This window comes from Flavobacterium sp. FlaQc-30, assembly GCF_044005885.1.
Classification (GTDB): domain Bacteria; phylum Bacteroidota; class Bacteroidia; order Flavobacteriales; family Flavobacteriaceae; genus Flavobacterium.
In genome coordinates this window covers 277,509-303,970 of the sequence record NZ_JBIPCO010000006.1, presented here as the reverse complement: position 1 = coordinate 303,970, position 26,462 = coordinate 277,509, and the positions used below count along the sequence as shown (strand labels likewise).

Sequence of the window (26,462 nt, the reverse complement as noted above, 5' to 3'; positions counted from 1 at the left end):
CTTGAAACAAAATAATTTCATTCCAAAATCAACACCCTATTCCCTTGTGTATATTCTTTTTTTTTCCTATTTTTAGTACTTGAACCATGCCGTTATGATAGAAATAGATACAGAAAAAGAAAACAAAGCGATTGCGCAGGAGTACAAAGAATTACTACGAATTAGTTATCAGACTTTATCACCTACTGATAAAAAACTGATTAGAAAGGCTTTTGATGTTGCTGTAGATGCTCACAAAGAGCAAAGACGCAAATCTGGAGAAGCGTATATCTTTCATCCTATTGCAGTTGCAAAAATTGTTGCCTCAGAAATTGGTCTGGGAGCAACTTCTATTGCCGCGGCTTTATTACACGATGTGGTCGAAGATACGCCAATGACTGTAGAAGATATTGAGCGATTATTCAATCCAAAAGTAGCACAGTTAGTTGAAGGCTTAACAAAAATTTCATTAGTCCAAAAAGATCTAAATGCGTCGATGCAGGCAGAGAATTTTAGAAAAATGATCTTAACGCTGAATGATGATGTACGTGTTATTTTGATTAAACTCGCGGATCGTTTACATAATATGCAGACAATGGATTCGATGGCGGAATACAAACAGACCAAAATCGCCTCTGAAACGCTTTATATTTATGCTCCTCTCGCCCACCGTTTAGGACTTTATAATATTAAAACTAAATTGGAAGATTTAGGTTTAAAATATACAGAACCTGCCGTTTACAATGATATTGTAAGCAAAATTAGAGAAACTAAGGAAGAACAAGATGCTTACATCAAAGATATTTCGGATGTTTTGAAGAAATCTCTTGATGCAGAGAATGTTGATTACATTATAAAAGGTCGTCCAAAATCCATTTATTCGATCCGTCGAAAAATGCGTGCTCAAAATGTAAGTTTTGATGAAGTTTACGACAAGTTTGCCTTGCGAATTGTTTATAAATCTGATCCGCATGACGAAAAATTTATTGCTTGGAAAATCTACTCGATTGTAACAGATCATTACAGACCAAGCCCTAGTCGTTTACGCGACTGGATTTCATCACCAAAATCAACTGGTTACGAAGCACTTCACATTACCGTTATGGGACCAAAAGGCCGCTGGGTTGAAGTTCAAGTTCGAAGCGAGCGTATGGATGAAATTGCCGAAAAAGGATATGCAGCGCATTACAAATACAAAAATGGCGCAACTGAGGAAAGCGGTTTAGATACTTGGCTGAATTTACTTCGCGAAGCGCTAGAAAATCAAGAAACCAATGCGGTCGATTTTGTTGAGGATTTTAAAATGAATTTATATTCTAAAGAAATCTTCGTGTTTACTCCAAAAGGAGAAATCAAATCACTGCCAAAAGGTGCAACATCTCTTGATTTTGCATTCAGTATTCACTCTGAAATTGGAATTAAAACTAGAGGTACTCGTGTAAACGGTCGTTTAGTTCCTTTAAATCATGAACTTAAAAGCGGCGACCAAGTTGAAGTTATAACTTCTGCAAACCAAAAACCAACGGTAAACTGGCTCGAGTATGTAACAACTTCGAGAGCAAAAAATAAAATTAAAAACGTTCTAAACGAGAACACCAAAAAAATTGCCGAAGAAGGAAAAGAATTACTTACCAGAAAACTAAAACATTTAAAAATTACGCTTAACGAGCAAAGTACAAATGAGTTAGTTAACTTTTTTAAATTAAAAACAAGCTTAGATTTATTTTATCGCGTTGGAATTGGCGCAATAGAAAATCAACAGTTAAAGGATTATGCTGCTCAAAAAAGCAATACGTTTATCAATTTCTTTAAGAATAAAATTAAAAGAAATAAAGACACGACCGCTTCAGAGGATATACACAAACCTGTTATCAGCAGTAATTATGATATGTTGGTTTTTGGTACTGAACATGATAAATTAGATTATAAACTATCTCAATGCTGTAACCCTATTCCAGGCGATGATGTATTTGGTTTTGTAACGATCAACGAAGGTATCAAAGTCCACAAAAAAGATTGTCCGAACGCTATTGGAATGCAGTCTAATTACGCTTACCGAATTATGAGCGCCAAATGGATCGATTCTTCTCAAGAAGAATTTAAGGCGATTATTAATATTACCGGAATGGATGTTTTAGGACTTACCAATCAATTGACTCGTGTAATTTCAAACAATATGAGCGTTAATATTCAAAGTATTTCATTGAGTACTGATGCGGGAATTTTTCACGGACAGATCGCGGTTATTGTTCAAAACAATACTATTCTGAAAAAAATGATCAATGCAATTAAGAAAATTGACGGTGTTGACAAGGTTACGAGAGAGTACAGAACCTAACTTTTTAGGGAAACTATAAGAATTTTGTAACGAAACTTTAAACCCGAAACTTTTATTCATTAAAAATAAAAAATTATCTTTGCCGGATATGACACTCATTTCAACTGACAACACTAAGAATCAAGAAATTGTAAAAAATGTTTTTACAATGTATCTTGAACAAAAAGGGCATCGCAAAACTCCTGAGCGTTATGCTATACTTCAGGAAATCTACGATAGCGAGGAGCATTTTGATATAGAAAATCTATACATCAAAATGAAAAATAAAAACTATCGTGTGAGCAGAGCTACGTTATACAACACGATTGAACTGCTGCTGGACTGCGCTTTGGTTAGAAAACATCAATTTGGACAAAATCAGGCTTATTACGAAAAATCGTATTTCGACAAACAGCACGATCATATTATCATGACTGATTCTGGCGAAGTAATTGAATTTTGCGACCCAAGAATTCAAACCATCAAAAAAACAATCGAAGAAATATTTGATATCGAAATTACGAATCATTCACTTTATTTCTACGGAAACAAAAAGCAAAAACAATAATCCCGAACAGGCATTATTAAAAAAATAAAAAAAAAGAAAATTAACTACATTAATCAGTAGGACAACTTAGCTTGTCTCAACGCAAATTAAAACAGAATGACCGTAGATTTATTACTAGGATTACAATGGGGAGATGAAGGTAAAGGAAAAATTGTTGACGTTCTTACCTCAAATTATGATATTATCGCACGTTTTCAAGGAGGACCAAACGCAGGACATACACTAGAATTTGACGGAATTAAACACGTACTTAGAACCATTCCTTCAGGAATTTTTCATAAAAACTCAGTAAACATCATCGGAAATGGAGTTGTAATTGACCCAGTAGTTTTTCAAAAAGAAATTGAAGGTTTAGAGAAATTTAAACTTGACATCAAAAGCAAATTAATCATTTCTAGAAAAGCACATTTAATTTTACCAACACACCGTTTACTTGATGCCGCTTCTGAAGCTTCAAAAGGAAAAGCTAAAATTGGTTCTACTCTTAAAGGAATTGGACCAACTTACATGGACAAAACAGGTAGAAACGGTTTACGCGTTGGTGATATTGAATTAGAAGATTTTAAAGATCGTTACAGAGCTTTGGCTGACAAGCACGAAGCAATGATTGCTTTTTATGATGTTAACATTCAATACAACTTAGCAGAACTTGAAAAAGAATTTTTCGAAGCTATCGAAGAATTGAAAAAATTAGATTTTATTGATAGTGAAGAATACATGCACCAAGCTCAAAAAGCTGGTAAATCTATTCTATGCGAAGGCGCTCAAGGTTCATTATTAGATGTTGATTTTGGAACATATCCGTTTGTAACTTCATCTAACACTACTGCTGCTGGAGCTTGTACTGGTTTAGGAATTGCTCCTAACAAAATCAAAGAAGTTTACGGAATTTTTAAAGCTTATGTAACACGTGTTGGAAGCGGACCTTTCCCAACTGAACTTTTTGACGAAGTTGGTGCTACTATGGCAAAAGTGGGTAACGAATTTGGATCTGTAACAGGAAGACAAAGACGTTGCGGATGGTTAGATCTTGTAGCTTTAAAATATGCCGTTCAAGTTAACGGAGTTACTCAGTTAATGATGATGAAAGGTGATGTACTTTCTGGTTTTGAAACTTTAAAAGTGTGTACAGAATACAACTATAAAGGACAAAACATTGCTCATTTTCCTTACAACATTGAGCCAGAAAACGTTACTCCAGTTTACAAAGAATTTAAAGGCTGGAAAGCTGATTTAACAGGTTTAACAACTTACGATCAATTGCCAATTGAGCTAAAAGAATATATTGAGTTTATTGAGAAAGAAATCGAAGTGCCAATCAAAATTGTATCGGTTGGACCAGACAGAAAGCAAACAATAACAAAATAATACATTTAAACGCTCTGATAATCAGGGCGTTTTTTTATACACATTTATTCGCCATATGAAAAATCCAGAAATTAAAATCACAGAAACATCCTTACTCTCAGACAATTGGTACATTTTAAATAAAGTAAATTTTACTTATCAAAAAGAAAACGAAAAAATTCAGACGCATGTACGCGAAGTTTATGACCGCGGAAATGGAGCTGGAATATTATTATACAATACCACAAAAAAAACTGTTATTTTAACGCGTCAATTTCGTTTGCCAACTTTTTTAAATGGTAACAAAACAGGAATGATGATTGAAGTTTGCGCAGGACTTTTAGACCAAGATAATCCTGAAGAATGCATCATTCGTGAAACAGAGGAAGAAACAGGTTATCGCATAACAAAAGTTCAAAAAGTTGTAGAAACCTATATGTCTCCAGGTGCCGTAACCGAAATTCTATATTTGTTTATAGGTGAATATGATGAAAGCATGAAAGTCAGTGATGGCGGCGGATTGGATTCTGAACAAGAAAACATTGAGGTTCTTGAGTATACTTTTGATGAAGCTTATGCTATGATCGAATCTGGAGAAATTGTTGATGCCAAAACTATTATTTTATTGCAGCATGCTAAAATAAAAGGTTTGATTTAAAGTTTTTATTTTCAACTCAGAACTAGAAATACAAAAAAAGGCAAATCAAATTTTTAGAAAGGGAATTATGCACTAATAAGAAATCAAGTAAACTTTAAAAGATTTTCCACAAAATAAGAATACATATTTTGAATATATTCCGAAATTAATCGAAGAGAAACTATATGAATATCTGGAATGAATTTGCAAACGAAATTGAAGGAACATTCAAGGAAGGTTATTCTTGGCGTTCTGATTCAACAGAAATTAAATATAAACACTGGAAAATTACATTTGACAATTATACATTGTGGTCTGGAAAATTCAGAGCAATAATGACTAGAATTATTGTTCCGATTACTTTACATGATAATTTTAATTTTGAAGTTTACAACGAAGGATTCATCCGAAAAGTAGAAAAACTATTTGGAGCACAAGATATAGAAATTGGTTATCCAGATTTTGACAAAACTTTTACAATCAAAAGTAATAACGACACTAAAACAAAAGCATTACTACGAAACAAAGAAATTAGAGATCTTATTTCATCACAAAAAGAAGTAAACATACAAATTTGCAATCAAAAAGGCATATGGGAGGAAAAACTTCCAAAAAATGAATTTGAACTATCTTACTATTGCGACGGTAAAGTTCTAGATTTAAACATCTTAAAGAGCCTACTAGAACTTTTTAAACTTCTTTTGGACGAAATGCTCCAAATTACTGCTATAACGGTAAAATAAAAGGTTTGATTTAAAGTTTTTTTAGTATTTTAGATTTGAAAAACAATAAAAATGTCTAAATACAAAACAATCTTTATTTTACTTTTTTCATTTTTTCAACTATTCTCACAAAACAAAATAGATTCGTCTGAACTTAAAAAAACTGATTCTTTGCAAATTTTTCCAAAAAACAATTTAATGAGTGAATTAATTGGAAACTGGAGAATGATTGATGACACACCGTCATGGGTTATGAGAGAAGACGATGCTATTGTTGGGCAAATGATAACAATTACTACAGAAGAAATCCAATTTTTCGACTTAACCAAACATGCTAAAAGTTGGAAAAAAGTCAATACTGAAAAAATAACATATTTTAACCAATTAGGCAATCAATCCTCATATTCAGAATTAGTTTATGCAAATAATCAAATTTGGCTATTTTACATTGATAAAAAATCAGGATATTTAAAACTAACACACACAGGAGATAAACTATCCGATTCTGATACAGGAAGAACTGAATTTCTTTGCTCAGTGCTTACAAAAAAATATTTTAAGCTACTTTGATTTTCTCAGATAAAAAAACAGGTAGATGAAAATCAAACAAACATTTCTAAAAATTATGTAACCCTTTTATTCCATTCTATTTTTAACTTTATTTTCATAAAAGTTCATCTTATGAAAAAGTTATATTATACAGCGAATTTATCGTTCTTCTTAATGTTAGTTTTATTAGGAGCGTGCAAGAAAAACGACAAAGCAAACCTAACCGAAAATACTAAGCCTAAAAAAACGATTGAATACAAGAAACCAAAATCATCTGTTTCCTTTCAAATTGAAAAAACAAAAGACTGGTTAAAAATCAATGAAGCTGACAGCAGCAAACTTGATATTGTTTACGCTTTAAACAGAACAGACAAAGCAAACTTCAAAAAACTTGACTCTGTTGTTATTCCAAACGATTTTAGTGGGGATTTGGTTTATTATATGCCATTCCCTCTGCATGTTTCTGCTTTGGAAGGGGTCTCTAAAATCATTCTTTTCTCTTATCCTGCACAAACTTTTGGCGCTTATGAAAACGGTGAATTAGTTTATACCGGACCAACAAATATGGGAAGAAAAAAAGATCCGACTCCAACAGGATTATTCTTCACGAATTGGAAAGCCGAAAAAACAACAAGTACTTTTAATGACGAATGGGATTTAAAATGGAATTTCAATATCGAGAATAAACTAGGTGTTGGTTTTCATGAATACGAACTTCCCGGTTATCCAGCATCACATTCTTGCTTAAGATTATTAGAAAAGGATGCTAAATATCTCTACAAATTTGCTGATGAATGGATTTTGAAAGACAAGGAAAATGTAAAAGTAAAAGGAACTCCTGTTATAGTTTTTGGAAGTTATGATTTTGACAGTCCAAAGCCTTGGTTGCAATTATCATCTAATCCTAAAACTCTAAATATATCTGAATCTGAAATTGAAAATGAAGTAAAACCATATATCCCACAGATCTTAGAGAATCAAAAATTGAGAGAAGCAGAACATAATACTTCACTATAAAACTAAAAAAAAGGCGTAAGAATTAAATCTTACGCCTTTTGCTTTATATAATTAAAACTAAAAATTATCTAGAATAATTTGGAGCTTCTTTTGTAATTGTTACGTTATGCGGGTGACTTTCAGTAATTCCGCTTGAAGTAATTCTAACAAAACGTCCTGATTCTTGCAAAGTAGGAATATCTTTTGAACCACAGTATCCCATTCCTGCACGAAGACCTCCAATAAATTGAAGCATACTTTCGTTTAATTCTCCTTTGTAAGGAACACGTCCAACAATTCCTTCTGGAACTAACTTTTTAACATCGTCTTCAACATCTTGAAAATAACGATCTTTTGAACCAGTTTGCATTGCTTCAACAGATCCCATTCCGCGGTAAGATTTGAATTTTCTTCCTTCAAAAATAATAGTTTCACCTGGAGACTCTTTTGTTCCTGCTAATAATGAACCCAACATTACACAGTCAGCACCTGCAGCGATTGCTTTAGGAATATCTCCTGTATAACGAATTCCACCATCAGCAATAACCGGAACTCCAGTTCCTTTAATAGCTGCAGCAACTTCTAAAACTGCTGAAAATTGAGGAAAACCAACACCTGCAACGATACGTGTAGTACAGATTGAACCTGGTCCAATTCCAACTTTTACACCATCAGCACCATTTTCTACTAAATATTTAGCCGCTTCCGGTGTTGCAATGTTTCCAACAATTACATCTATTTGAGGGAATTTTGATTTTACTTCTTTTAAAGTATTTACCACACCTTCTGTATGTCCGTGTGCAGTATCTATAATGATTGCGTCTACACCTGCATTTACTAAAGCTTCAGCTCTTTGAACTGCATCTCCAGTAACTCCAATTGCAGCAGCAACTCTTAAACGACCAAATGAATCTTTATTTGCGATTGGTTTTTGAGTCAGTTTTGTAATATCTCTGAAAGTAATCAAACCAACTAATTCATTATTAGCGTTTACAACTGGCAATTTTTCAATTTTATGCCCTTGTAAAACAACTTCTGCCTGCTCTAACGAAGTTCCTTCGGCAACAGTCACTAAATTTTTACTTGTCATTACCTCAGCGATTGGTCTTGCACCATTTTTCTCGAAACGTAAATCACGATTGGTAACAATTCCTTTCAAAATTCTATTTTCATCAACGATTGGAATACCGCCAATTCCAAATTCTTTCATAGCATTTTTTGCGTCTGCAATAGTTGAAGTTGTTGGTAATGTTACCGGATCGATAATCATCCCAGCTTCTGCACGCTTTACTTTTCTAACCTCTGCAGCTTGCTGCTCGATAGTCATGTTTTTATGTAAAACACTAATTCCTCCTTCTTGTGCCATAGCGATTGCCATTGCACTTTCGGTAACAGTATCCATAGCAGCAGATACGATTGGAACGTTTAATGTTATGTTTCTTGAGAATTTCGATTTGATGCTCACTTCGCGGGGAAGCACATTCGAGTAGTTAGGTACTAATAATACATCGTCGTAAGTTAAACCTTCGCCGATAATCTTGGAGTTGTGTGCTATCATGTTGCAATTTCTAGTTGAATTGCGTGCAAATATAGTGAATAAATTGGAAACTTGAATACTAACTTATTCATAAATTTACTTTTACAGGAAAATACTCCTGATTTAAATTCCAATTTCTGAAATTCCAAATCCCAACAAAAACGAAGTTAAGACCTTAATTTCTTGGGGTTTTATTTTTGATTTTTAATTCTTTGAATCTTGAAAAATAAAATTAAAACCGAATTGAAATGCAATACTATTTGCCTTTGAAACATCTCTATATTCAAAAACATTATCTACAAGAAGATACATATTAAGTTTTCCAAGAGTTCCAGAAACACCTAAACCGATGTTCGTATAAGAATATGGATCAACTGTATAAGTTGCTTTTACATCCAATTTCTCCGTAATATTGCGTTTATAAAAAGCGGTTAATGCTACGTAAGGATCTTTTGGCATCGTCATAGCAAATAATTGTGCACCAACTGCATTAAGATATTTTCGTTCGCTTGAACCTTTGCAATTACAATCTTCGTCTGGTCTTGTTTCTCCGAAAGAATATTGAATTGAAGAATTAAATTTAACAGGACGCCAAGTTGTATATTTATTATATAGTTTTTCTTCTGGAATAGCTTCTTCAAAATCATCTATAATATTACTTGGTTCATTAGTTGCATCAAAACTAGGATTTACTCCATCGTACTTATAGCTTCCTTTATAAGTTCTTGTTTCAACATCTTTTGATTGTCTAATAAAACCTACATCAAGCACACTTGCCGTAAACTGAAGATTATCTTCGATATTATAAGTAAGTCCGGCATCAAATCCTAAACCAAGACTTCCATTAAAAAATGTATTGTGCGCAATATCCTTAGGAATACTGCCATCGTACTCGTCTTTTGTAAATTTTGCTATTCCGGCAGTTTTAAGCTCTAAATTCGATTCAATTATTTGGGTATACATATTTGTTCCCGTGCCTTGCGCTGTATAAATGTATCCTGAATTTTTGGTTGAAGTTGCATTAGCACCGCTCGAATAAATTTTAGCACGTCCGCCTAAAACGAGTTTTTTGTTTAATTTTTTATGAAAACCAACATGAAAAACAGAAAGTACTTCGGCACGAACATTTATATCGGCTAAATTAAAAGATTTACCCATATAATTCTGATTTCCATCAACAGCCAAAATTGCAGCATCTTTTGGAAAATACATTAAAAAATCAAATTCCTGATAAGCTCCAAATGAAATATAAGACTTACTTTCCTGCCCCCCTACTCTAAATCCGCCAGAGAATATTTCAAGCTGTTGATTAACCTGTGTTTTATCATTTGCCGATGATTTATTGATAACATTTCGGACTTTATCATTAAAATCTACCCCGTTGTTAGCAAACAAATCATAAGCAGAAAAACTGCTTGAACCAACATTTCCTGAAACTCCTGACAGAACTGGAATCCCAAAATAGAATTTATAAGACACATCGGCACCTGGATTAACGAGTGAAGACTGCGGAATCGATGTAAAGTTGTATAATACTTGTTTGTTCTGAGCGAAAGATGAAAATTGAAAAATCAAGATTACAATTAAAAGTGTTTTTTTCATTGTATTTTCATATAAACAATTGCACCTGATTTTAGTTTTAAGTTACCTGAAATGGTTCCTGTTCCTGATCCTGGAACTACCCGCACAACAAAGGCAATTTTTACAGACTTTTTCAGCCTGACTAATCGCTCTCCTTCAAAAACCTCAGTTGGATATTTTATAATATTTGAACCTCCTGTATAGGTTGGAACATTTAAAGGAATAGTTTCTAAGGGCGCATTATTAGCATCAAGCAGAATCAAATCAACCTCAAAACCTCTATTAATTGTATTTTCGATTTCAAAATTAAACTCGGCTTTCATCAAATTTTCATTGAAGAACTTGTTTTTAAAAACATCAAAATCTTCTACAGCCGGAGGTATCGGAAATCCAGAACCATTGTCTACAATTTGATCCGCAGCAATAGTAAAATAAGCCAAATTGGCAACAAAAGTTGGCTGAAGCACTAGATCATCGACCTGATCAAAATCTAAATCACTCGAACAGGAGAGAAATAAAATCGACGAAAACAAAACTATAGAGATTCGATTTATGAAATTTGATTTCATGTGTGTTTTATATAGGATAAATAAAAACGTCTTTCTTTAATTAGATATTGCTTAATTGCTAAATTATTGTAATCTTTTTCAATGGAATTTTCCAAACAATTTTGATGCCTCGTTATAGGCACTTTCAAAACTTAAAGAATTAAGTCCAGTTGTTTTTTTATTGGCAGTAAAATAAGAGATTAGTTTTTCGGTTGGCATATTTCCTGTAAGTTTATCTGTTGCCATCGGACAACCGCCAAATCCTTGAATTGCTCCATCAAAACGCGCACATCCAGCTTTTGCAGCAGCATCAATTTTTTCAAACCAACTATCAGGAGTTGTATGCAAATGTGCTCCAAACTCAATTTTCGGGTATTTCGGAATTAAGTTGGAAAAAAGATAGGTAATAACTTCTGGTGTCGAACTTCCAACGGTATCTGAAAGTGATAAAATTTTCACGCCCATTCCTGCCAATTTTTCTGTCCATTCAGCCACAATTTCAACATTCCACGGATCTCCATAAGGATTTCCAAAACCCATTGAAAGATAAGTAACAACCTCTTTCTTTTTTTTATCGGCAATTTCTAGAATTTCTTCAAGAGTTATCAAAGATTCTGCTATGGTTTTATGAGTATTACGCATTTGAAAATTCTCTGATATCGAAAATGGAAAACCTAAATACTGAATTGACTCATGTTCTGAAGCCAAAGCTGCTCCTTGTGTATTTGCAATTATCGACAAAAGCTTACTTGTAGTTTGAGATAAATCCAGTTGTGCTAAAACCTCAGCAGTATCCTGCATTTGCGGAATTGCTTTAGGCGATACAAAACTTCCAAAATCAATAGTATCAAACCCTACACGAAGTAAAGCCTGAATATAGGTCACTTTATTTTTTGTGGGAATAAATGCTTTAATACCTTGCATGGCATCTCGCGGACATTCGATAATCTTGATTTCTGTATTCAAAACTTACTCTTTTGTAAAGGCTAAGTTAGTTCCTTTTTTAAAGAAATAAAAATTAAGTCGTTTTGTATAATTCGTTTTTTTTAACCATGTAATCCTCATAACTATTAGTCACATTTATTTCTGTACTATTACCAAAAATAGTAATAGAAACAAATATTCCTAAAAATGGTAATAAATACAAACATTACTTATAAATGTAATATTTAAAAATATTACCTATATTTGTAATAGAAATTTTATCATTTTTTAATTATATTTGATGTTATGATTAGTGTAATTACAGGCGACATAATTGATTCAAGACAACAGCAATCAAAACATTGGGTCGAGGATTTAAAAAAAATCCTAGCTCAATTTGGCGATACACCAAATCAATGGGAAATTTACAGAGGTGATGAATTTCAAATTGAAGTTGAAAATCCCGAAGAGGCTTTATTAACTGCTATTTTAGTAAAAGCACGTTTAAGAGCTATAAAGCTAGATGCCCGAATGAGTATTGGTTTTGGCAGCAAAACACATAATGCAGCAAAAATATCCGAAAGTAACGGAACTGCCTTTATTCATTCCGGCGAACTTTTTGGAACTTTAAAAAAACAAAAGGTAACACTAGCTTTACGAACTGCCGATATTGATTTTAATGAAAAACTGAATCTAATGCTGCAGCTGGCTTTAACCTTTATGGACAACTGGCTGGTACAATCTGCTGAATTTACTGCCTTGGCAATAGAAAATCCAACTCTGTCTCAGGAAGAAATTGGTCAAAAATTAGGCATTAACCAAGCCGCTGTCAGCCGCAGACAAAAGCGAGCTCAATTTGATTTGGTTATGACTTTAGACCGCTATTTTAGAACGCAAATAAAACAACTTACAGCTCCATGATTTTATTTATAAAACTGTTTTTAGCTCATTTATTAGGAGATTTTATATGGCAGCCCAACAAATGGGTCGCTGATAAAGAAACGAAGAAACATAAAAGCTTTTATTTATATCTTCATGTTTTACTGCACGGAATTTTGGCAGCAATTCTAGTGGGAGAAATCAGTTTTATACCTTACGCAGCATTCATAGCCATTACCCACGGCTTTATAGATTTTATCAAACTTAATTTTCAAAAGAAGAAAACGAAACGTACTTGGTTTGTTGTCGACCAAATTGTACATATTTTGATTCTTATTGGCATCAGCCTTTTATACCAAAATAAAAATATGATTCATTTTTGGCTTGATGATAAATTTTGGATTTTAGTAACAGGGATTATATTTATAACTAAACCTACTTCTATTTTTATAAAAACCATCATCTCAATTTGGAGTCCTGAAAGTCAAAACAGTAATCAAGACAACTCACTTGCCAATGCAGGAAATTACATTGGCATATTAGAGCGTTTATTTATATTCTGCTTTATCCTCTTAGGACATTTTGAAGCAATTGGATTTTTGCTGGCTGCAAAATCTATTTTTAGGTTTGGAGATTTGAAAGAAGCCAAAGATCGAAAACTTACTGAATACGTTTTGATTGGCACTTTAATCAGTTTTGGAATTGCAATACTTGTTGGACAAGTTGTTCAAATGCTAATTTTATAACTGACTTAAAACTTTCTTGTTTATAGCTTTTATAAGCGCAGGACCTTCATAAATAAAACCTGTATACAATTGCACTAAACTTGCACCTGCATTTAGTTTTTCGATTGCATCATCTGCAGAATGAATTCCTCCTACTCCAATAATAGGAAATGCTTTATTGCTTTTTTCCGAAAGAAAACGAATTACTTCTGTAGAACGTTTTGTTAACGGTTTTCCAGACAAACCTCCTGTTTCAGATTGGTTTTGAGATTGTAAACCCTCTCTCGAAATAGTCGTATTTGTAGCAATTACACCCGCAATTTGAGTTGTTTTTACAATATCAATAATATCTAACAATTGCTCATCTGTAAGATCTGGAGCAATTTTCAAAAGAATTGGTTTTACTTTTTGAGTGCTTGTTTTTTGTTTCTCGATATTTCTATCTTGTAAAGTCTGCAATAAAGCCGTTAAAGGCTCTTTGTCTTGTAATGCTCTTAAATTTGGTGTGTTTGGAGAACTTACATTTACCACAAAATAATCAACATGATTAAACAAAGCATCAAAACAAATGATATAATCGTCAACTGCGTTTTCATTTGGTGTCACTTTATTTTTTCCGATATTTCCACCAATCAAAACTCCTGAATTCTTTTTCAAACGTTCTACGGCTTCAATAACTCCGCCATTATTAAAACCCATTCGGTTAATAATAGCTTGATCTTCTTTTAAACGGAACAAACGTTTTTTAGGATTTCCTTCTTGACCAACCGGCGTTACAGTTCCAATTTCGATAAAACCAAAACCAAAATCAGAAAGTTCCTTATACAACTTGGCATCTTTGTCAAATCCAGCTGCAAGTCCAACCGGATTCTTGAATTTAATTCCAAAAACTTCTCTTTCTAAACGAGCATCTTTTACTTCATAAATTCCTTTTATAATTGATGAAACACCAGGGATTTTTGAAATGAATTTTACAAATGAAAAAGTAAAGTAATGCACTTCTTCTGGATCAAACCAAAAAAGTATCGGACGGATTATCAATTTATACATAAGAGTTGTGTTGTTGTTATTTTGGCTGCAAATTTAAATATTATAGTTTAAAAAGGTACTTTTTTATAAAAAACAAATATTTTGAATTTTGTTCTATTCTTTAATACTCCAATTTTTTTTTTAGAAAAAACATTCAAAAACGTGTTTTTTAGGTTGCAAGTTATAAAATGAAACATGTCCCTCCCCTGAAAAAGAGCTCCTTGGGCTATAGATTGTTTAATTTTGAAGAATTGACACACAATATTTCTAATCTAAAATTATAAACCCTAAAAAAATCTCTTGACTTAGGAAAACAGAACTGCATTTCATTTTATATTAAATTTTTACATAGAAATTCATTATACCAATAATAAATTAATAATTAATACCAAATAACCATGAAAGCAAGCAATAACTCCATACTCAAAAAGAGTATATTACCACTTCTATTATTCCTCTCAATAGGCATAACCACAAAGCTGTCAGCACAAGCTGATCCGCAGCAAGTGACCAAGGAAACTTTTAAAGGAAAAATGGCACTTGATATTAGAGATTCAAAACCAGACTGGAAACCCTACACCAAAAAAGCAGCGCCAGAAGGTGCACCAAACGTATTGTTTATCTTATACGATGACACAGGACAGGCTGCTTGGTCACCTTATGGAGGAGCCATCAACATGCCAACTCTACAAAAATTAGCAGACAATGGTATTACGTATACCCAATGGCACACTACAGCCTTATGTTCGCCAACTCGTTCTACTTTATTAACGGGTCGTAACCACCACTTAAACGGTATGGCATCCATCACCGAAACTACAGATGGTTATCCTGGAGCAAACGGACAAATCCCAGCTCAGTGCGCTACTATTGGTCAAGTATTGCAACAAGCAGGATGGAGTACTTTCTGGATTGGAAAAAACCACAACGTACCAGAACAAGACGTTTCTTCTGGAGGCTCCAAAGCACAATGGCCAACCCAAATGGGCTTTGACCGCTATTACGGATTCATAGGAGGTGAAACCAACCAATGGTATCCTGATTTAATAGAAGACAACCATTTTATTGAGGCACCTTACACTCCTGAAGAAGGGTATCACTTATCTAAAGATTTAGCCGATAAAGCCATTGAATATATCAAAGACCAAAAAGCCACCAACCCTTCTAAACCATGGTATATGTGGTATTGCCCTGGAGCTAATCATGCACCACACCATGCACCAGAAGAGTACATTGCTAAATACAAAGGAAAATTTGATGCTGGTTACGATGCGTACCGAGAATGGGTATTACCTCGTATGATTGCTAAAGGAATTTTACCTAAAGGAACTAAAAACACCGATTTCAATTTCTTACCTCCTAACGTTGCTAATCCTGGTGATTATGTAAAACCTTGGAATACACTAAGTGCTGATGAGAAAAAATTATTTTCTAAACTAGCCGAAGTGTATGCCGGTTTCTCAGAATACACTGATGCTCAAGTGGGGCGTGTTATTGAGTATTTAGAAAAAACAGGTCAGTTAGAAAATACTGTAGTTCTTTATGCTGCCGATAATGGTGCTTCTGGTGAAGGTTCTCCAACTGGATCTGTAAACGAAAACAAATTCTTTAACGGTTATCCTGATGAATTATCTGAAAATTTAAAATATTTGGATAAACTAGGAGGTCCAGATACGTACGAACATTATCCAACTGGATGGGCTGCGGGTTTCTCTGCGCCTTACAAAATGTTCAAACGTTACAGTAACTATGCAGGAGGAACTTGTGATGCATTAGTAATTTCGTGGCCAAAAGGAATTAAAGCACGAGGTGAAATCCGTAATCAATACCATCACTCTACAGATATTGTTCCTACCATTTTAGACATCTGTGGTTTAGAAATGCCTAAAACATTTAATAATGTACCACAGTACCCTCTTTCTGGAGTTTCTATGAAATACTCCTTTGATGCCAAATCAGACGCTCCTACTCAAAAACACATTCAGTATTACGCTATGTTAGGTACTAGAGCCATTTGGAAAGATGGTTGGAAAGCAGTGGCTGTACACGTACCACTTACGGGTAAAAGCAACTTTGACAAAGACGAATGGGAATTGTACAATGTAGATGTGGACAGAGCTGAGTCAAGTAATTTGGCTAAAAAGAACCCTGAAAAACTAAAAGAACTTAAAGATGCTTGGTTTCAAGAAGCGGATAAAAATTTAGTATTACCTCTAGACGACCGTTCTCCTATGGAATTATTAAGCACGGAACGTCCTTCTCAAGAAAAACCAAAAACTCGTTACATTTACTATCCTGGAACTGCTGCCGTACCAGAAGGTGTAGCAGTAAGCGTACGTGGTCGTTCATACAAAATTGTAGGTGATGTAGATATTAAATCGGGAGCTTCAGGAGTAGTTTTTGCTCACGGATCTCGCTTTGGAGGACACTCTTTATTCATCAAAGACAATAAATTATACTATGTATATAATTTCTTAGGAATTCAGCCAGAACAAACTTTTGTTTCATCGGCTACCTTAACTCCTGGTAAACATGCCTTAGGATTTGAGTTTGTAAGAGAAAGTACTGGTAAAAACGGAGAACAAATTGGTACAGGTCATTTATACATTGACGGCAAAGAAGTAGCCAAAGGTCCTATGAAAACACAACCAGGTAAATTCACACTTTCTGGTGATGGTCTTTGCGTAGGATTCGATAGTGGTGACGCTGTAAGTCATCAATATAAATCACCAGGCACTTTTAAAGGTGGAGAAATCTTAGGTGTTGGTGTTGATATTAGCGAACAAAGCTATGAAGACCTTAACAAAGAAGCTTTAAGAATTATGAAAAGCGAATAGTCTATAGAAAAATAAATTTAAAGAGGTATTTATATACTTAAAAAAGTGAATAAAATACCTCTTTTTTATTAAAGATTTAAAACCAAATCACAATGACTAGTACAAGCCATCTTAAAAAAGCACTTTTTCTAACAGCCATTTTGTACTTAATCATTCAAAACAAAATCTCAGCTCAGGAAAATGAAGAAAAAGCTTTTAGTCCGCATCATCAAATTGGACTTTCTATTAATCACGTTCATGTTTTTGAAGGAATAGACACTGATGGAAATCGGGAAGTTTTAAGTCTTCCAGCATGGGGATTAGACTACACATTTCAATTTCATGAAAAATGGGCCATTGGCCTTCACACTGACTTTATTATTGAGAAATTTAAAGTCGAAAAAAATCTGGAAAGCGGAGACGAAAAAGAAACCGTTGAACGAAGCTATCCAATTGCTCCTGCCGTTATGGGAATTTATAAACCAAATGAACATTGGAGCGTTCTTTTAGGTTTTGGGGGAGAATTTGCAAAAGAAGAAAATTATTTTCTTACAAGAGCCGGAGTTGAATACGGTTATGAGCTTCCAAGTAACTGGGAACTTTTTGGAACTTTTAGTTATGATTTTAAATGGAATGCATATGACAGTTGGGGAATTGGTTTAGGAATAGCAAAAAACTTTGGAGGAAAATAAGCGCATTAAACAACTAAATAAATTATACAAACATTCTAAGCATATGCATAACGCAAACATTCTAACTAACATATCGAATACTCTTCTTCTCAGTTTATTACTATTATTTAGTTTAAATGGATTGGCACAGCAACTGAAAGAAAAAGACACCACTAAGCTAATAAATGTTCGTTATGGCGATAAAGGAATAGAATTACAAACCAAAGACAACAAATTTCTATTTCAATTACAAAGCCGATTTCAATTTAGATTTTCTACCCCAAATGATACTGATCCTTTAACTTATGACGATTACAGCCAAGACAAAAAAACTACTTTTAAGATAAACCGCGCCAGACTAAAAGTTGGCGGTCATGCTTTTGAACCTTGGCTAAAATACTATTGGGAATACGAACTCAGCCAATCAAACTTGTTAGATTTCAGATTAATGATTGAAAAATGGGAATGGTTAAGTTTTAAAGTAGGACAATGGAAAGTAGAATATACTAGAGAACGTTTTATAAGCAGCGGTGAACAGCAAACTGTAGAACGATCTTTGATTAATAGACCTTTTACTGTAGACAGACAAATGGGAGTTGAAGTTAACGGTCATCTTAAAGGAGCAGGAATTGCCGATTTTAATTACTGGGCAGCAGCATTGACAGGGACTGGTAGAGGAAACACAAGTAACGACGATAATAATTTAATGTATTTTGGACGTGCTCAATGGAACTTTTTAGGGCGATTTTTAGAATTTGAAGGCAGTGACCTAGAATTTCATGAAAAGCCTACTCCAATTATTGCTTTCTCAGCCTTAACAAACCGAAGTCCATATACCCGATTCTCACAATCTGGCGGAGGTTCTTTAGAAGGTTATGAGAATGGCGCACCCGGTCAATATCGAGTAAATCAATGGAATCTGGAAACTGCTTTTATGTACCGCGGTTTTTCTTGGCAAAGCGAATGGCATACCAAAGAAATTATTGACAAGTTGAACAATAATGACACAACAACCTTAAAAGGGTATTACTTTCAGGCTGGTTATTTTTTTCATAATGTATTTAATTGGTGGCCGCAGCATCTAGAAATGGCTGGCCGACATGCAGCGTATCGCCCGGATAACAGCTTAAGACAAAATTTACAAAACGAAACAACAGTTGCTTTTAACTGGTTTTTTAAAGGACATAAAAACAAACTCACTTCAGAGGTTTCCTATTTTAGTTTTCAGGACAAAACACTGCCTTTAGAACAAGGCTGGCGATTTAGAATACAATGGGATATTTCTTTATAGAATTTAAGTTTTAATCTAAAATGACATTACGAAAATTCAAAATATTCGATTTAATACGCTATACAAATTATATTTTTTTAATAACTTTAACCAATATAAAAATCTGAAAATGAAAAACTTAACTAAAACCCTAAAAAAAAGTGCAATACTATTTTTAGCTGGATCATTTTTTTTGATTTCAATAGATAGTACAGCACAGCGTCGAGGAGGCGGTGGCGGCGCACATAGACCTGCCGGCGGAATGCAGCGAGGCGGCGGTGCTATACAAAATAGACCCGCAACCCAAGCGAGACCAGCAGCAAATAGACCCGGTGCAAATAATTCCGGTACTAAAATAAACAGACCTTCTAACTCTTCCAACTCAAAAATTGGAGGTAGAACTACAACCAACAATAGAAATTCAAATACTGTAAATAGAAACAAAACAGGAAATAGAAATACCAATATTAGCGGTAATACCGTAAATCGAAACAGAAACAATGTGAACATCAATGTAAACAACAGCGTTCACGTTCGCAACAACCGTAATACAGTAGTTAGACCAGGTTATAGACCATATACGCGCCCTCCTTATGTTTATGGAGGATATCGATACAACTGTTATCACCCATATTATCCAAGACCTTACGCCCCATTCTATTGGGGACCGGTTTGGCATCCTTGGGGGTTTTTCGTAGCAACACTGGCCGTTACAGCAATCGTAGTTAGTGTAGAAAATGAAAAATATCATTACAATCAAGGTGTTTGGTACAGCTCTACAAATGGAGGTTACACAGCCGTTCCTGCACCAGTTGGAGGTACAGTAAATAATATTCCGAGTGGAGCCGAAACAGTCAATACAGGAACTGTCAATAACTATTATTACGGAGGAACATATTATGAAAAAGACGGAAGTAACTATAAAGTTGTTGCACCAACGGCAGGAACTTTAGTAGACAATCTCCCTGAAGGCGGTGAAGAAGTAACTATTGGAGACAATAAATACGTAAAATTTGGAGAAACCTACTACCAATCCGTTCAAGTTGATGGAAAAAACAAATATGAAGTTGTGAATGTTGAAAAAGACAATTAATTTTTAAATTCTACTAATTCAGTATACTATTAAAAATAATTTTATTTACTTTTATGCCTATCTATTAACAACCATTATCAGCTTAAAAATTTTACAATGAAAAATAAAACCTACTGGATATTTGCCGTGCTGACTATTTCTATTATTTCAATTGCTTATGGTTATACTAAATTAATTTCGCCAAAGCAAAAAATGGCAGTAATGGATTGTGCCGAAAAGCCTGATACATCAATAGCTTCAGTTTTTACACCAACTATCGAAAATAAAAATAAACCATCAGGAAAAACTCCAAAAGGAATGGTTTGGATTCCGGGAGGCGAATTTTCAATGGGAAGCAATGTCGAAGACGAAAGCTTATGCAGTATAAAAGGTGTTACAAAAGATGCCGCTCCTGTACATAGAGTTTATGTTGACGGCTATTATATGGACGAAACTGAGGTCACAAATGAACAATATGCTGAATTTGTAAAAGCTACAGGATACGTAACTGTTGCTGAACAAAAACCAACTAAGGAAGAATTTCCAACAGCTGCCGAAGAAGATCTAGTAACGGGTTCTGTAGTATTTAATCCGACTGATGCTGCTGTAAATTTGAACAATTTTCTGCAATGGTGGGCCTATATTCCTGAAACAGACTGGAAGCATCCGCTTGGTCCTCAAAGCTCTTTAAAAGGAAAAGAAAAATACCCTGTTGTACATATTACTTATGAGGACGCCGCTGCTTATGCAAAATGGGCAGGAAAAAGACTTCCAACTGAGGCGGAATGGGAATTTGCTGCAAGAGGTGGTAAAACAGGAGAAATTTACGCTTGGGGAAATGTTTTAAAACCAAAAGGAAAATTTCAAGCCAATATTTACCAAGGACATTTTCCAATTAAAGACGGAGATACAGGCGAAGATGGTTTTAAAGGTATTGCTCCAGTGAAACAATATGCTCCAAACTCATACGGACTTTATGATGTTGCTGGAAATGTTTGGGAATGGACAAGCGATTGGTACAGTGTAGATTACTATAAATCCTTAAGTGAAAGCGGAAAAGTAGCTAGAAATCCACAAGGTCCCGATGCTTACAATGACCCTGCAGATCCAAGCCAGATAAAACGTGTGCATCGAGGCGGTTCATTTTTATGTACAGATCAATATTGCACCAGATATATGGTTGGAACCAGAGGAAAAGGAGAAATTCGATCTGCAGCCAATCATCTTGGTTTTAGATGCGTTAAAAGTATTTAAAGAAAAAAATCATATTAAAAAAAGGATTCTGAAAACAGAATCCTTTTTTTGTTTTTAGAGACAACTTACTAAATATATCTGCTGAAAAAATTACTTATATTTGCTAAAAATTAAAAAAAATGCAACACATCATAGATCGTTTTATCAGTTATGTAACAATTGACACCGAATCAGATCCGAATTCGAAAACTACTCCAAGTACAGAAAAACAATGGAATCTTGCTAACAAATTAGTTGAAGAACTAAAAACTATAGGTTTGACAGAGGTTACTATTGACGACAAAGCGTATATCATGGCAACTCTGCCAAGCAATGTTGATCATGAGGTGCCAACAATTGGATTTGTTTCTCATTTTGATACTTCTCCAGATTTTAGCGGTGCAAACGTAAAACCACAGATTGTAGAAAATTATGATGGAAAAGACATTGTCTTAAATGCTGAAAAAAACATCATTTTATCTCCAGATTATTTCAAAGATTTATTGCAATATAAAGGACAAACTATCATTACAACTGACGGAACTACTTTGTTGGGTGCCGATGATAAGGCTGGAATTACAGAGATCGTTTCTGCAATGGAATACTTAATTCAGCATCCAGAAATTAAACACGGGAAAATCCGAATTGGCTTTACACCAGATGAAGAAATTGGCCGCGGTGCACATCATTTTGATGTTGAAAAATTTGGTGCTCAATGGGCATACACAATGGATGGTAGCCAAATTGGTGAATTAGAATACGAAAATTTCAATGCAGCTGGTGCAAAAATTACTTTCAAAGGAAAAAGCGTTCACCCAGGATATGCCAAAGGAAAAATGATAAACTCAATGCTGCTGGCAAATGATTTTATCAATGAACTTCCAAAAGGTGAAACACCGCAAGAAACAAAAGGTTACGAAGGTTTTTTCCATGTACATCATATAAAAGGCACTATCGAAGAAACTGTTTTAGAATTAATTATTCGTGATCACAACAAAAAGAAATTCGAAAAACGTAAAGAGTTAATCGCAAAAATTGCTAAAAAATTCAACAAGAAGTTTGCTAAGAAATTTGGTGAAGATATTGTAATTGCTGAAGTAAAAGATCAATATTACAATATGAAAGAAAAGGTACTTCCTGTTAAACATATTGTAGATATTGCAGAAAAAGCGATGCGAGAACTAGACATAAAACCAATCATAAAGCCAATTCGAGGCGGAACTGATGGTTCTCAATTGTCTTTCATGGGATTACCTTGTCCAAATATATTTGCTGGTGGACATAATTTTCACGGAAAGTACGAATATGTTCCTGCTGAAAGTATTCAGAAAGCAACAGATGTTATTGTAAAAATTGCAGAACTTACTGCAATTCCAGGAATTTTTGAAGCAGCCGAAAAACCTAAAAAGAAAAAATAATTGGAGCCTAATTCTGATAAAAAACACGTTTGGGACAAAGTCAATAATTGGCAGGAAGAATTACTTTTCCTGAAGTCAATTATTGATAAAACCGAACTAGTTGAAACGATAAAATGGGGCGGCTCTATTTATGTTTACGACAAAAAAAATGTTATTGGAATTGGAGGTTTTAAAAATTACTTTGCTATTTGGTTTCTTAACGGAGTTTTTCTAAAAGACGAAAAAAAGAGACTTATCAATGCTCAGGAAGATAAAACAAAATCTATGCGTCAATGGCGTTTTACTTCGAAAGAAGAAGTAAACGAAAAAGAAGTTCTAGAATATATCTTAGAAGCTATTGAAAATGAAAAGCAGGGTAAAATCATTAAACCTTCAAAAAAGGAAATGATAATATCTGAACTTCTTGAAAAAGAAATGATTCAAAACCCAGCTTTAAAAGAAGCTTTTCAAAAGTTTACTCCTTACAAGCAGTACGAGTTTTTAGAATATATCGAAAGTGCCAAGCAGGAAAAAACGAAGCTTTCGAGAATCGAAAAAGTGATTCCGATGATATTAGCAAATGTTGGACTGAATGATAAATACAGGTAGTATTTAAAAATTTAAATTCCACGTTATACAAAACCTTTGTCAAAGTTTTAAACTTTGACAAAGGTTTTTCTTTTTTTTTTTGTCATTTCGAGGAACGAGAAATCACACTAGAAACTCTACAAAGATTGACGACATGCTTTGCGGAATTTCTAGTGCGATTTCTCCCTTCGGTCGAAATGACAAAAACAACAAAAAAAATCCCAAACTCCATTGTGGAATTTGGGATTTTCGATATTGTAGTTAAAAAATTAAGCTTTTTTATTCAAAGCAGCGCTCATTTCCATAGAAATAGCCGAACGCTCTATTTTTAATTTTCCAGACATTGTTTCAATGATAACTGAAGTTTCAGCAAGCTCAACAACTTTACCGTGGAAACCGCTTTTTGTAATTATTTTATCACCTACTTTTAGGCTGCTTTCAAATTCTTTTTCGTTTTTTGCTCTTTTTTGCTGTGGTCTGATCATGAAGAAATAGATTACCACAAACATTAATAGAAATGGCGCAAATTGAGTTAATTGTCCCATAATTGAAATTCTGTTTTTGATTTATATTAATATTTTCTTTTGGAATTTATAAACTGGAATTTATCCTTTTTACATTAGTCCTCTTCCAACTTTAACCATTTTTTTATTGGCTGTAAGTTCCTTAACAAGATTATCTAAAATTCCGTTGATAAAAATACTACTTTTTGGTGTAGAATACTCTTTTGCAATTTCTAAATATTCGTTAAGAGTTACTTTTACTGGAATTGAAGGAAATTTCAAGAATTCGCAAATTGCCATTTTTAAGATAATCGTATCAATTTCAGCAATTCTTTCACTATCCCAATTTGGTGTTTTATCATCATATTCTTTAGCAAAAACAGATTCGTTTAAAACTGTTCTTCTAAATAAATCTTTAGCAAAATCCTTATCTTCAACATCTTTATACAATTTAGGAACTCTAAAATCGTCTGGATCTTCGGTTTTAATTGCTTTTAATTGTTTAATGATATGTGTATTTACAACCGGAATATCATCAACCCAAGTTAATTTATCGTCTTCAAGATATTCGTATAATTTATCGTTTGGAACAATAACTTCAGCAAATAAATCAGCAATAAACTGTTTATCTTCCTCAAAAGTATTAACGTTGTTGCTCATGTATTTTTTATACAAATCGCTTGCTTTAATATCATTTAAAAGTAAAATGATATAATCGTCGTTTAAAGTCCAGTTGTTGATTTTACGATTTTCTAAAGCGATACTTAGAGAATTGCTCTCGGCAAGAAGTTGAAAAATTTTGTTTTTGATGAATTTTTCATTCGGATTACGTTCTGCAGCAGTTGCAAGATGTTTTTTGCTCGAAAGATGTAAAAAAACAGATTCTTTTTTGCAAATTTCAATCAACGAAGAAAGCATTATAAGATATAAATCCTGAATATTATCAATGCTGTAAAAAAGAAACTTCTCTTCTTTTTCCATATTATCAGAACCGCTTTGATGCATTGCATAAATGGACTGCATTACTTTAACGCGTATGTGTCTTCTATTTACCACCTTGTAAGAACATTTAAAAATTAGTCTGCAAAATTAGGAATTTCAATCCTTATATTAAAATTTATTCGCAAAAAAGTAATGGTTTTAGTGGTCAGTTTTCAGAATTTAGTGGTCAGTCTCCGTTTATAGTGATCAGTAATCCTTATTTTAGTAGTCAGTCTAAGTATGCAGATAAAAAAAATCTCAGTTTACAGAAAAACTGTAAACTGAGAGTTACTAATATATTTTCTGAACACTAAAAAAAGTGAACACTGAACACTAATTATTTCTTAGCGTTTTCAATTTTTCTTGCGTCAATACGATTTTGAGCAATTGTAAGTGCAGCTTTATGAGTAGTCATTCCGTTTTTCACAGCATAATCGATAATCTCTAAAGTAGTATTATAGATATTTTCGGTTTTTGCCATAATTTCTGCTTTACCATAATGCTCTAATTCAGCATAAACATTGATAATTCCACCAGCATTGATTAAGAAATCTGGCGCATACAAAATTCCTCTTTCTTGTAATCTCGCACCGTGAACATTCTCGTCTGCCAATTGGTTGTTTGCAGCACCAGCGATAACTTTAGCTTTAATTTTGTTAACTGTATTATCGTTAATCGTCGCTCCCATTGCACATGGCGCATAAATATCAACATCTGCAGTATATAAATCCTCACCAGTATAAATTGTCGCATTGTATTTTGAAGCGACCTGATATAATTTTTCTTCGTTAATGTCAGTAATCGTTACCTGAGCTCCTTCTTTAGTTAAATATTCAACCAAAGTTTCACCCACGTGTCCAATTCCTTGAACTAAAACTTTTTTACCGTCTAAAACATCAGAACCAAATTGGCTTTTTGCAGCCGCTTTCATTCCTAAATAAACACCGTAAGCTGTTACAGGAGAAGGATTTCCAGAACCACCTCTTTCTTCAGAGATTCCAGTTACGTAAGGAGTTACATCTCTTACAGTATCCATATCTTTAGTTTCCATTCCAACATCTTCAGCCGTAATATATCTTCCGCTTAAAGAGTGAACAAACTCACCAAATTTTCGCATTAACTCAGGTGTTTTTTGCGTTTTAGCATCACCAATAATTACTGCTTTACCACCTCCGATATTCAAACCGGTGATAGCTGATTTATAAGTCATACCTCTTGAAAGACGTAAAACATCGTTTAACGCTTCCCATTCAGTATTGTAATTCCACATTCTAGTACCACCTAAAGCTGGACCCATAACCGAATTATGAATACCAATAATTGCTTTTAAACCTGTATCTTTGTCATTGCAAAATACAATTTGTTCGTGATCGTCAAAAGATAATTGACCAAAAACAGGATCCATTTTTTGAAGTTCCTTTCCAGTTGCGAAAGCTGCATCCATAGCGCTAGTATTAATTAGTTAAAATTATGAATTTGTCAAAAAGACTTCTCAAACTTAAACAAAAAATACACTTGTGCTAATTTTTTATCTATATAATAACAATTATACAATATATTATTTCTGATTTAATTGCATTTTATTATAATTTT

General features: G+C 33.8%; 24 protein-coding genes. 16 read left to right on the top strand and 8 right to left on the bottom strand.

Annotated features, from left to right (window positions below; genetic code table 11):
• Nucleotides 1-94 precede the first annotated feature (94 nt).
• The 7 genes from ACHRV0_RS15265 (at nt 95) to ACHRV0_RS15235 (ending at nt 7,136) form a co-directional block, all read left to right on the top strand.
• Nucleotides 95-2,317 carry a bifunctional (p)ppGpp synthetase/guanosine-3',5'-bis(diphosphate) 3'-pyrophosphohydrolase gene (locus ACHRV0_RS15265; protein WP_129024253.1) on the top strand — a complete coding sequence of 741 codons (2,223 nt, stop codon included), beginning with the start codon at nt 95-97 and terminating at the stop codon, nt 2,315-2,317.
• An 88-nt stretch (nt 2,318-2,405) separates the two neighbouring features.
• Nucleotides 2,406-2,864 carry a Fur family transcriptional regulator gene (locus ACHRV0_RS15260; protein ID WP_026981862.1) on the top strand — a complete coding sequence of 153 codons (459 nt, stop codon included), beginning with the start codon at nt 2,406-2,408 and terminating at the stop codon, nt 2,862-2,864.
• 96 nt (nt 2,865-2,960) lie between these two features.
• On the top strand, nt 2,961-4,232 hold the full coding sequence (locus ACHRV0_RS15255) for an adenylosuccinate synthase (protein WP_089055436.1): 1,272 nt from the start codon (nt 2,961-2,963) through the stop codon (nt 4,230-4,232).
• A 55-nt stretch (nt 4,233-4,287) separates the two neighbouring features.
• On the top strand, nt 4,288-4,869 hold the full coding sequence (locus tag ACHRV0_RS15250) for an NUDIX domain-containing protein (protein ID WP_395441456.1): 582 nt from the start codon (nt 4,288-4,290) through the stop codon (nt 4,867-4,869).
• Between the two features lie 164 nt (nt 4,870-5,033).
• Complete coding sequence (locus ACHRV0_RS15245; protein WP_395441455.1) at nt 5,034-5,591, top strand: hypothetical protein; 558 nt, start codon at nt 5,034-5,036, stop codon at nt 5,589-5,591.
• 51 nt (nt 5,592-5,642) lie between these two features.
• Nucleotides 5,643-6,140 (top strand): hypothetical protein, encoded by a 498-nt coding sequence (locus ACHRV0_RS15240; RefSeq protein WP_129054331.1) that lies wholly within the window; start codon nt 5,643-5,645, stop codon nt 6,138-6,140.
• A 111-nt stretch (nt 6,141-6,251) separates the two neighbouring features.
• Nucleotides 6,252-7,136: a L,D-transpeptidase gene (locus tag ACHRV0_RS15235; protein ID WP_395441454.1), complete on the top strand. Its 885-nt coding sequence runs from the start codon at nt 6,252-6,254 to the stop codon at nt 7,134-7,136.
• A 64-nt stretch (nt 7,137-7,200) separates the two neighbouring features.
• Here ACHRV0_RS15235 and guaB read toward each other — a convergent pair whose 3' ends face one another.
• From guaB to ACHRV0_RS15215, 4 genes are all read right to left on the bottom strand, one after another.
• Nucleotides 7,201-8,673 (bottom strand): IMP dehydrogenase, encoded by a 1,473-nt coding sequence (gene guaB, locus ACHRV0_RS15230; RefSeq protein ID WP_089057606.1) that lies wholly within the window; start codon nt 8,671-8,673, stop codon nt 7,201-7,203.
• Nucleotides 8,674-8,856: 183 nt separating this feature from the next.
• Nucleotides 8,857-10,254 (bottom strand): DUF5723 family protein, encoded by a 1,398-nt coding sequence (locus tag ACHRV0_RS15225; protein WP_395441453.1) that lies wholly within the window; start codon nt 10,252-10,254, stop codon nt 8,857-8,859.
• The gene (locus ACHRV0_RS15220; protein WP_129024828.1) at nt 10,251-10,802 is read right to left on the bottom strand and encodes a hypothetical protein; all 552 of its coding nucleotides are present in this window, start codon (nt 10,800-10,802) and stop codon (nt 10,251-10,253) included. Before ACHRV0_RS15220 ends, ACHRV0_RS15225 begins: the two co-directional genes overlap by 4 nt.
• 78 nt (nt 10,803-10,880) lie before the next feature.
• Nucleotides 10,881-11,747 (bottom strand): hydroxymethylglutaryl-CoA lyase, encoded by an 867-nt coding sequence (locus ACHRV0_RS15215; protein ID WP_395441452.1) that lies wholly within the window; start codon nt 11,745-11,747, stop codon nt 10,881-10,883.
• 264 nt (nt 11,748-12,011) lie between these two features.
• On the opposite strand from ACHRV0_RS15215, the gene ACHRV0_RS15210 reads away from it, so the two are divergent.
• Nucleotides 12,012-12,626, top strand: a complete 615-nt coding sequence (locus ACHRV0_RS15210) for a SatD family protein (RefSeq protein WP_395441451.1) — start codon at nt 12,012-12,014, stop codon at nt 12,624-12,626.
• The gene (locus ACHRV0_RS15205) at nt 12,623-13,330 is read left to right on the top strand and encodes a DUF3307 domain-containing protein (protein WP_395441450.1); all 708 of its coding nucleotides are present in this window, start codon (nt 12,623-12,625) and stop codon (nt 13,328-13,330) included. Before ACHRV0_RS15210 ends, ACHRV0_RS15205 begins: the two co-directional genes overlap by 4 nt.
• On the opposite strand, the gene ACHRV0_RS15200 is transcribed toward ACHRV0_RS15205, so the two are convergent.
• Nucleotides 13,325-14,359 (bottom strand): quinone-dependent dihydroorotate dehydrogenase, encoded by a 1,035-nt coding sequence (locus tag ACHRV0_RS15200; protein ID WP_395441449.1) that lies wholly within the window; start codon nt 14,357-14,359, stop codon nt 13,325-13,327. The two genes, ACHRV0_RS15205 and ACHRV0_RS15200, sit on opposite strands and share 6 nt — an antisense overlap.
• A 377-nt stretch (nt 14,360-14,736) precedes the next feature.
• Between ACHRV0_RS15200 and ACHRV0_RS15195 the strand changes: the two genes are divergently transcribed.
• The 7 genes from ACHRV0_RS15195 to ACHRV0_RS15165 all read left to right on the top strand — a co-directional run bounded on the left by ACHRV0_RS15195 (nt 14,737) and on the right by ACHRV0_RS15165 (nt 23,406).
• The gene (locus ACHRV0_RS15195; RefSeq protein WP_395441448.1) at nt 14,737-17,175 is read left to right on the top strand and encodes an arylsulfatase; all 2,439 of its coding nucleotides are present in this window, start codon (nt 14,737-14,739) and stop codon (nt 17,173-17,175) included.
• 92 nt (nt 17,176-17,267) lie between these two features.
• A complete protein-coding gene (locus tag ACHRV0_RS15190) occupies nt 17,268-17,846 on the top strand; it encodes a hypothetical protein (protein WP_395441447.1) in 579 nt (192 codons plus the stop codon).
• A 121-nt stretch (nt 17,847-17,967) separates the two neighbouring features.
• On the top strand, nt 17,968-19,116 hold the full coding sequence (locus tag ACHRV0_RS15185) for an OprO/OprP family phosphate-selective porin (RefSeq protein ID WP_371414531.1): 1,149 nt from the start codon (nt 17,968-17,970) through the stop codon (nt 19,114-19,116).
• 109 nt (nt 19,117-19,225) lie between these two features.
• Entirely contained in the window at nt 19,226-20,188 is a 963-nt protein-coding gene (locus ACHRV0_RS15180) for a DUF6515 family protein (RefSeq protein WP_395441446.1), read from the top strand.
• 96 nt (nt 20,189-20,284) lie between these two features.
• Nucleotides 20,285-21,421, top strand: a complete 1,137-nt coding sequence (locus ACHRV0_RS15175) for a formylglycine-generating enzyme family protein (protein ID WP_395441445.1) — start codon at nt 20,285-20,287, stop codon at nt 21,419-21,421.
• 119 nt (nt 21,422-21,540) lie between these two features.
• A complete protein-coding gene (gene pepT / locus ACHRV0_RS15170) occupies nt 21,541-22,818 on the top strand; it encodes a peptidase T (protein WP_089055421.1) in 1,278 nt (425 codons plus the stop codon).
• A complete protein-coding gene (locus ACHRV0_RS15165) occupies nt 22,819-23,406 on the top strand; it encodes a YdeI family protein (protein ID WP_395441444.1) in 588 nt (195 codons plus the stop codon). It abuts the gene before it with no gap.
• 248 nt (nt 23,407-23,654) lie between these two features.
• On the opposite strand, the gene yajC is transcribed toward ACHRV0_RS15165, so the two are convergent.
• The 3 genes from yajC to ACHRV0_RS15150 form a co-directional block, all read right to left on the bottom strand.
• Entirely contained in the window at nt 23,655-23,930 is a 276-nt protein-coding gene (gene yajC, locus ACHRV0_RS15160; RefSeq protein WP_089055418.1) for a preprotein translocase subunit YajC, read from the bottom strand.
• 69 nt (nt 23,931-23,999) lie between these two features.
• Nucleotides 24,000-24,911, bottom strand: coding sequence for a transcription antitermination factor NusB (nusB, locus tag ACHRV0_RS15155; RefSeq protein WP_129024840.1), 912 nt, complete (start codon nt 24,909-24,911; stop codon nt 24,000-24,002).
• A gap of 295 nt (nt 24,912-25,206) precedes the next feature.
• On the bottom strand, nt 25,207-26,313 hold the full coding sequence (locus ACHRV0_RS15150; protein ID WP_089057618.1) for a Glu/Leu/Phe/Val dehydrogenase: 1,107 nt from the start codon (nt 26,311-26,313) through the stop codon (nt 25,207-25,209).
• Nucleotides 26,314-26,462 lie beyond the last annotated feature (149 nt).

Excerpts from the sequence above, each read along its gene's own strand:
- ACHRV0_RS15205 (WP_395441450.1), top strand. The coding sequence starts at position 12,623 with ATGATTTTATTTATAAAACTGTTTTTAGCTCATTTATTAGGAGATTTT.
- guaB (WP_089057606.1), bottom strand. The coding sequence starts at position 8,673 with ATGATAGCACACAACTCCAAGATTATCGGCGAAGGTTTAACTTACGAC.
- ACHRV0_RS15260 (WP_026981862.1), top strand. The coding sequence starts at position 2,406 with ATGACACTCATTTCAACTGACAACACTAAGAATCAAGAAATTGTAAAA.
- ACHRV0_RS15200 (WP_395441449.1), bottom strand. The coding sequence starts at position 14,359 with ATGTATAAATTGATAATCCGTCCGATACTTTTTTGGTTTGATCCAGAA.
- ACHRV0_RS15225 (WP_395441453.1), bottom strand. The coding sequence starts at position 10,254 with ATGAAAAAAACACTTTTAATTGTAATCTTGATTTTTCAATTTTCATCT.
- ACHRV0_RS15210 (WP_395441451.1), top strand. The coding sequence starts at position 12,012 with ATGATTAGTGTAATTACAGGCGACATAATTGATTCAAGACAACAGCAA.
- yajC (WP_089055418.1), bottom strand. The coding sequence starts at position 23,930 with ATGGGACAATTAACTCAATTTGCGCCATTTCTATTAATGTTTGTGGTA.
- ACHRV0_RS15250 (WP_395441456.1), top strand. The coding sequence starts at position 4,288 with ATGAAAAATCCAGAAATTAAAATCACAGAAACATCCTTACTCTCAGAC.
- ACHRV0_RS15235 (WP_395441454.1), top strand. The coding sequence starts at position 6,252 with ATGAAAAAGTTATATTATACAGCGAATTTATCGTTCTTCTTAATGTTA.
- ACHRV0_RS15245 (WP_395441455.1), top strand. The coding sequence starts at position 5,034 with ATGAATATCTGGAATGAATTTGCAAACGAAATTGAAGGAACATTCAAG.
- ACHRV0_RS15255 (WP_089055436.1), top strand. The coding sequence starts at position 2,961 with ATGACCGTAGATTTATTACTAGGATTACAATGGGGAGATGAAGGTAAA.
- ACHRV0_RS15195 (WP_395441448.1), top strand. The coding sequence starts at position 14,737 with ATGAAAGCAAGCAATAACTCCATACTCAAAAAGAGTATATTACCACTT.
- ACHRV0_RS15150 (WP_089057618.1), bottom strand. The coding sequence starts at position 26,313 with ATGGATGCAGCTTTCGCAACTGGAAAGGAACTTCAAAAAATGGATCCT.
- ACHRV0_RS15220 (WP_129024828.1), bottom strand. The coding sequence starts at position 10,802 with ATGAAATCAAATTTCATAAATCGAATCTCTATAGTTTTGTTTTCGTCG.
- ACHRV0_RS15240 (WP_129054331.1), top strand. The coding sequence starts at position 5,643 with ATGTCTAAATACAAAACAATCTTTATTTTACTTTTTTCATTTTTTCAA.
- ACHRV0_RS15180 (WP_395441446.1), top strand. The coding sequence starts at position 19,226 with ATGAAAAACTTAACTAAAACCCTAAAAAAAAGTGCAATACTATTTTTA.
- nusB (WP_129024840.1), bottom strand. The coding sequence starts at position 24,911 with ATGCAGTCCATTTATGCAATGCATCAAAGCGGTTCTGATAATATGGAA.
- ACHRV0_RS15175 (WP_395441445.1), top strand. The coding sequence starts at position 20,285 with ATGAAAAATAAAACCTACTGGATATTTGCCGTGCTGACTATTTCTATT.
- ACHRV0_RS15265 (WP_129024253.1), top strand. The coding sequence starts at position 95 with ATGATAGAAATAGATACAGAAAAAGAAAACAAAGCGATTGCGCAGGAG.
- ACHRV0_RS15190 (WP_395441447.1), top strand. The coding sequence starts at position 17,268 with ATGACTAGTACAAGCCATCTTAAAAAAGCACTTTTTCTAACAGCCATT.
- pepT (WP_089055421.1), top strand. The coding sequence starts at position 21,541 with ATGCAACACATCATAGATCGTTTTATCAGTTATGTAACAATTGACACC.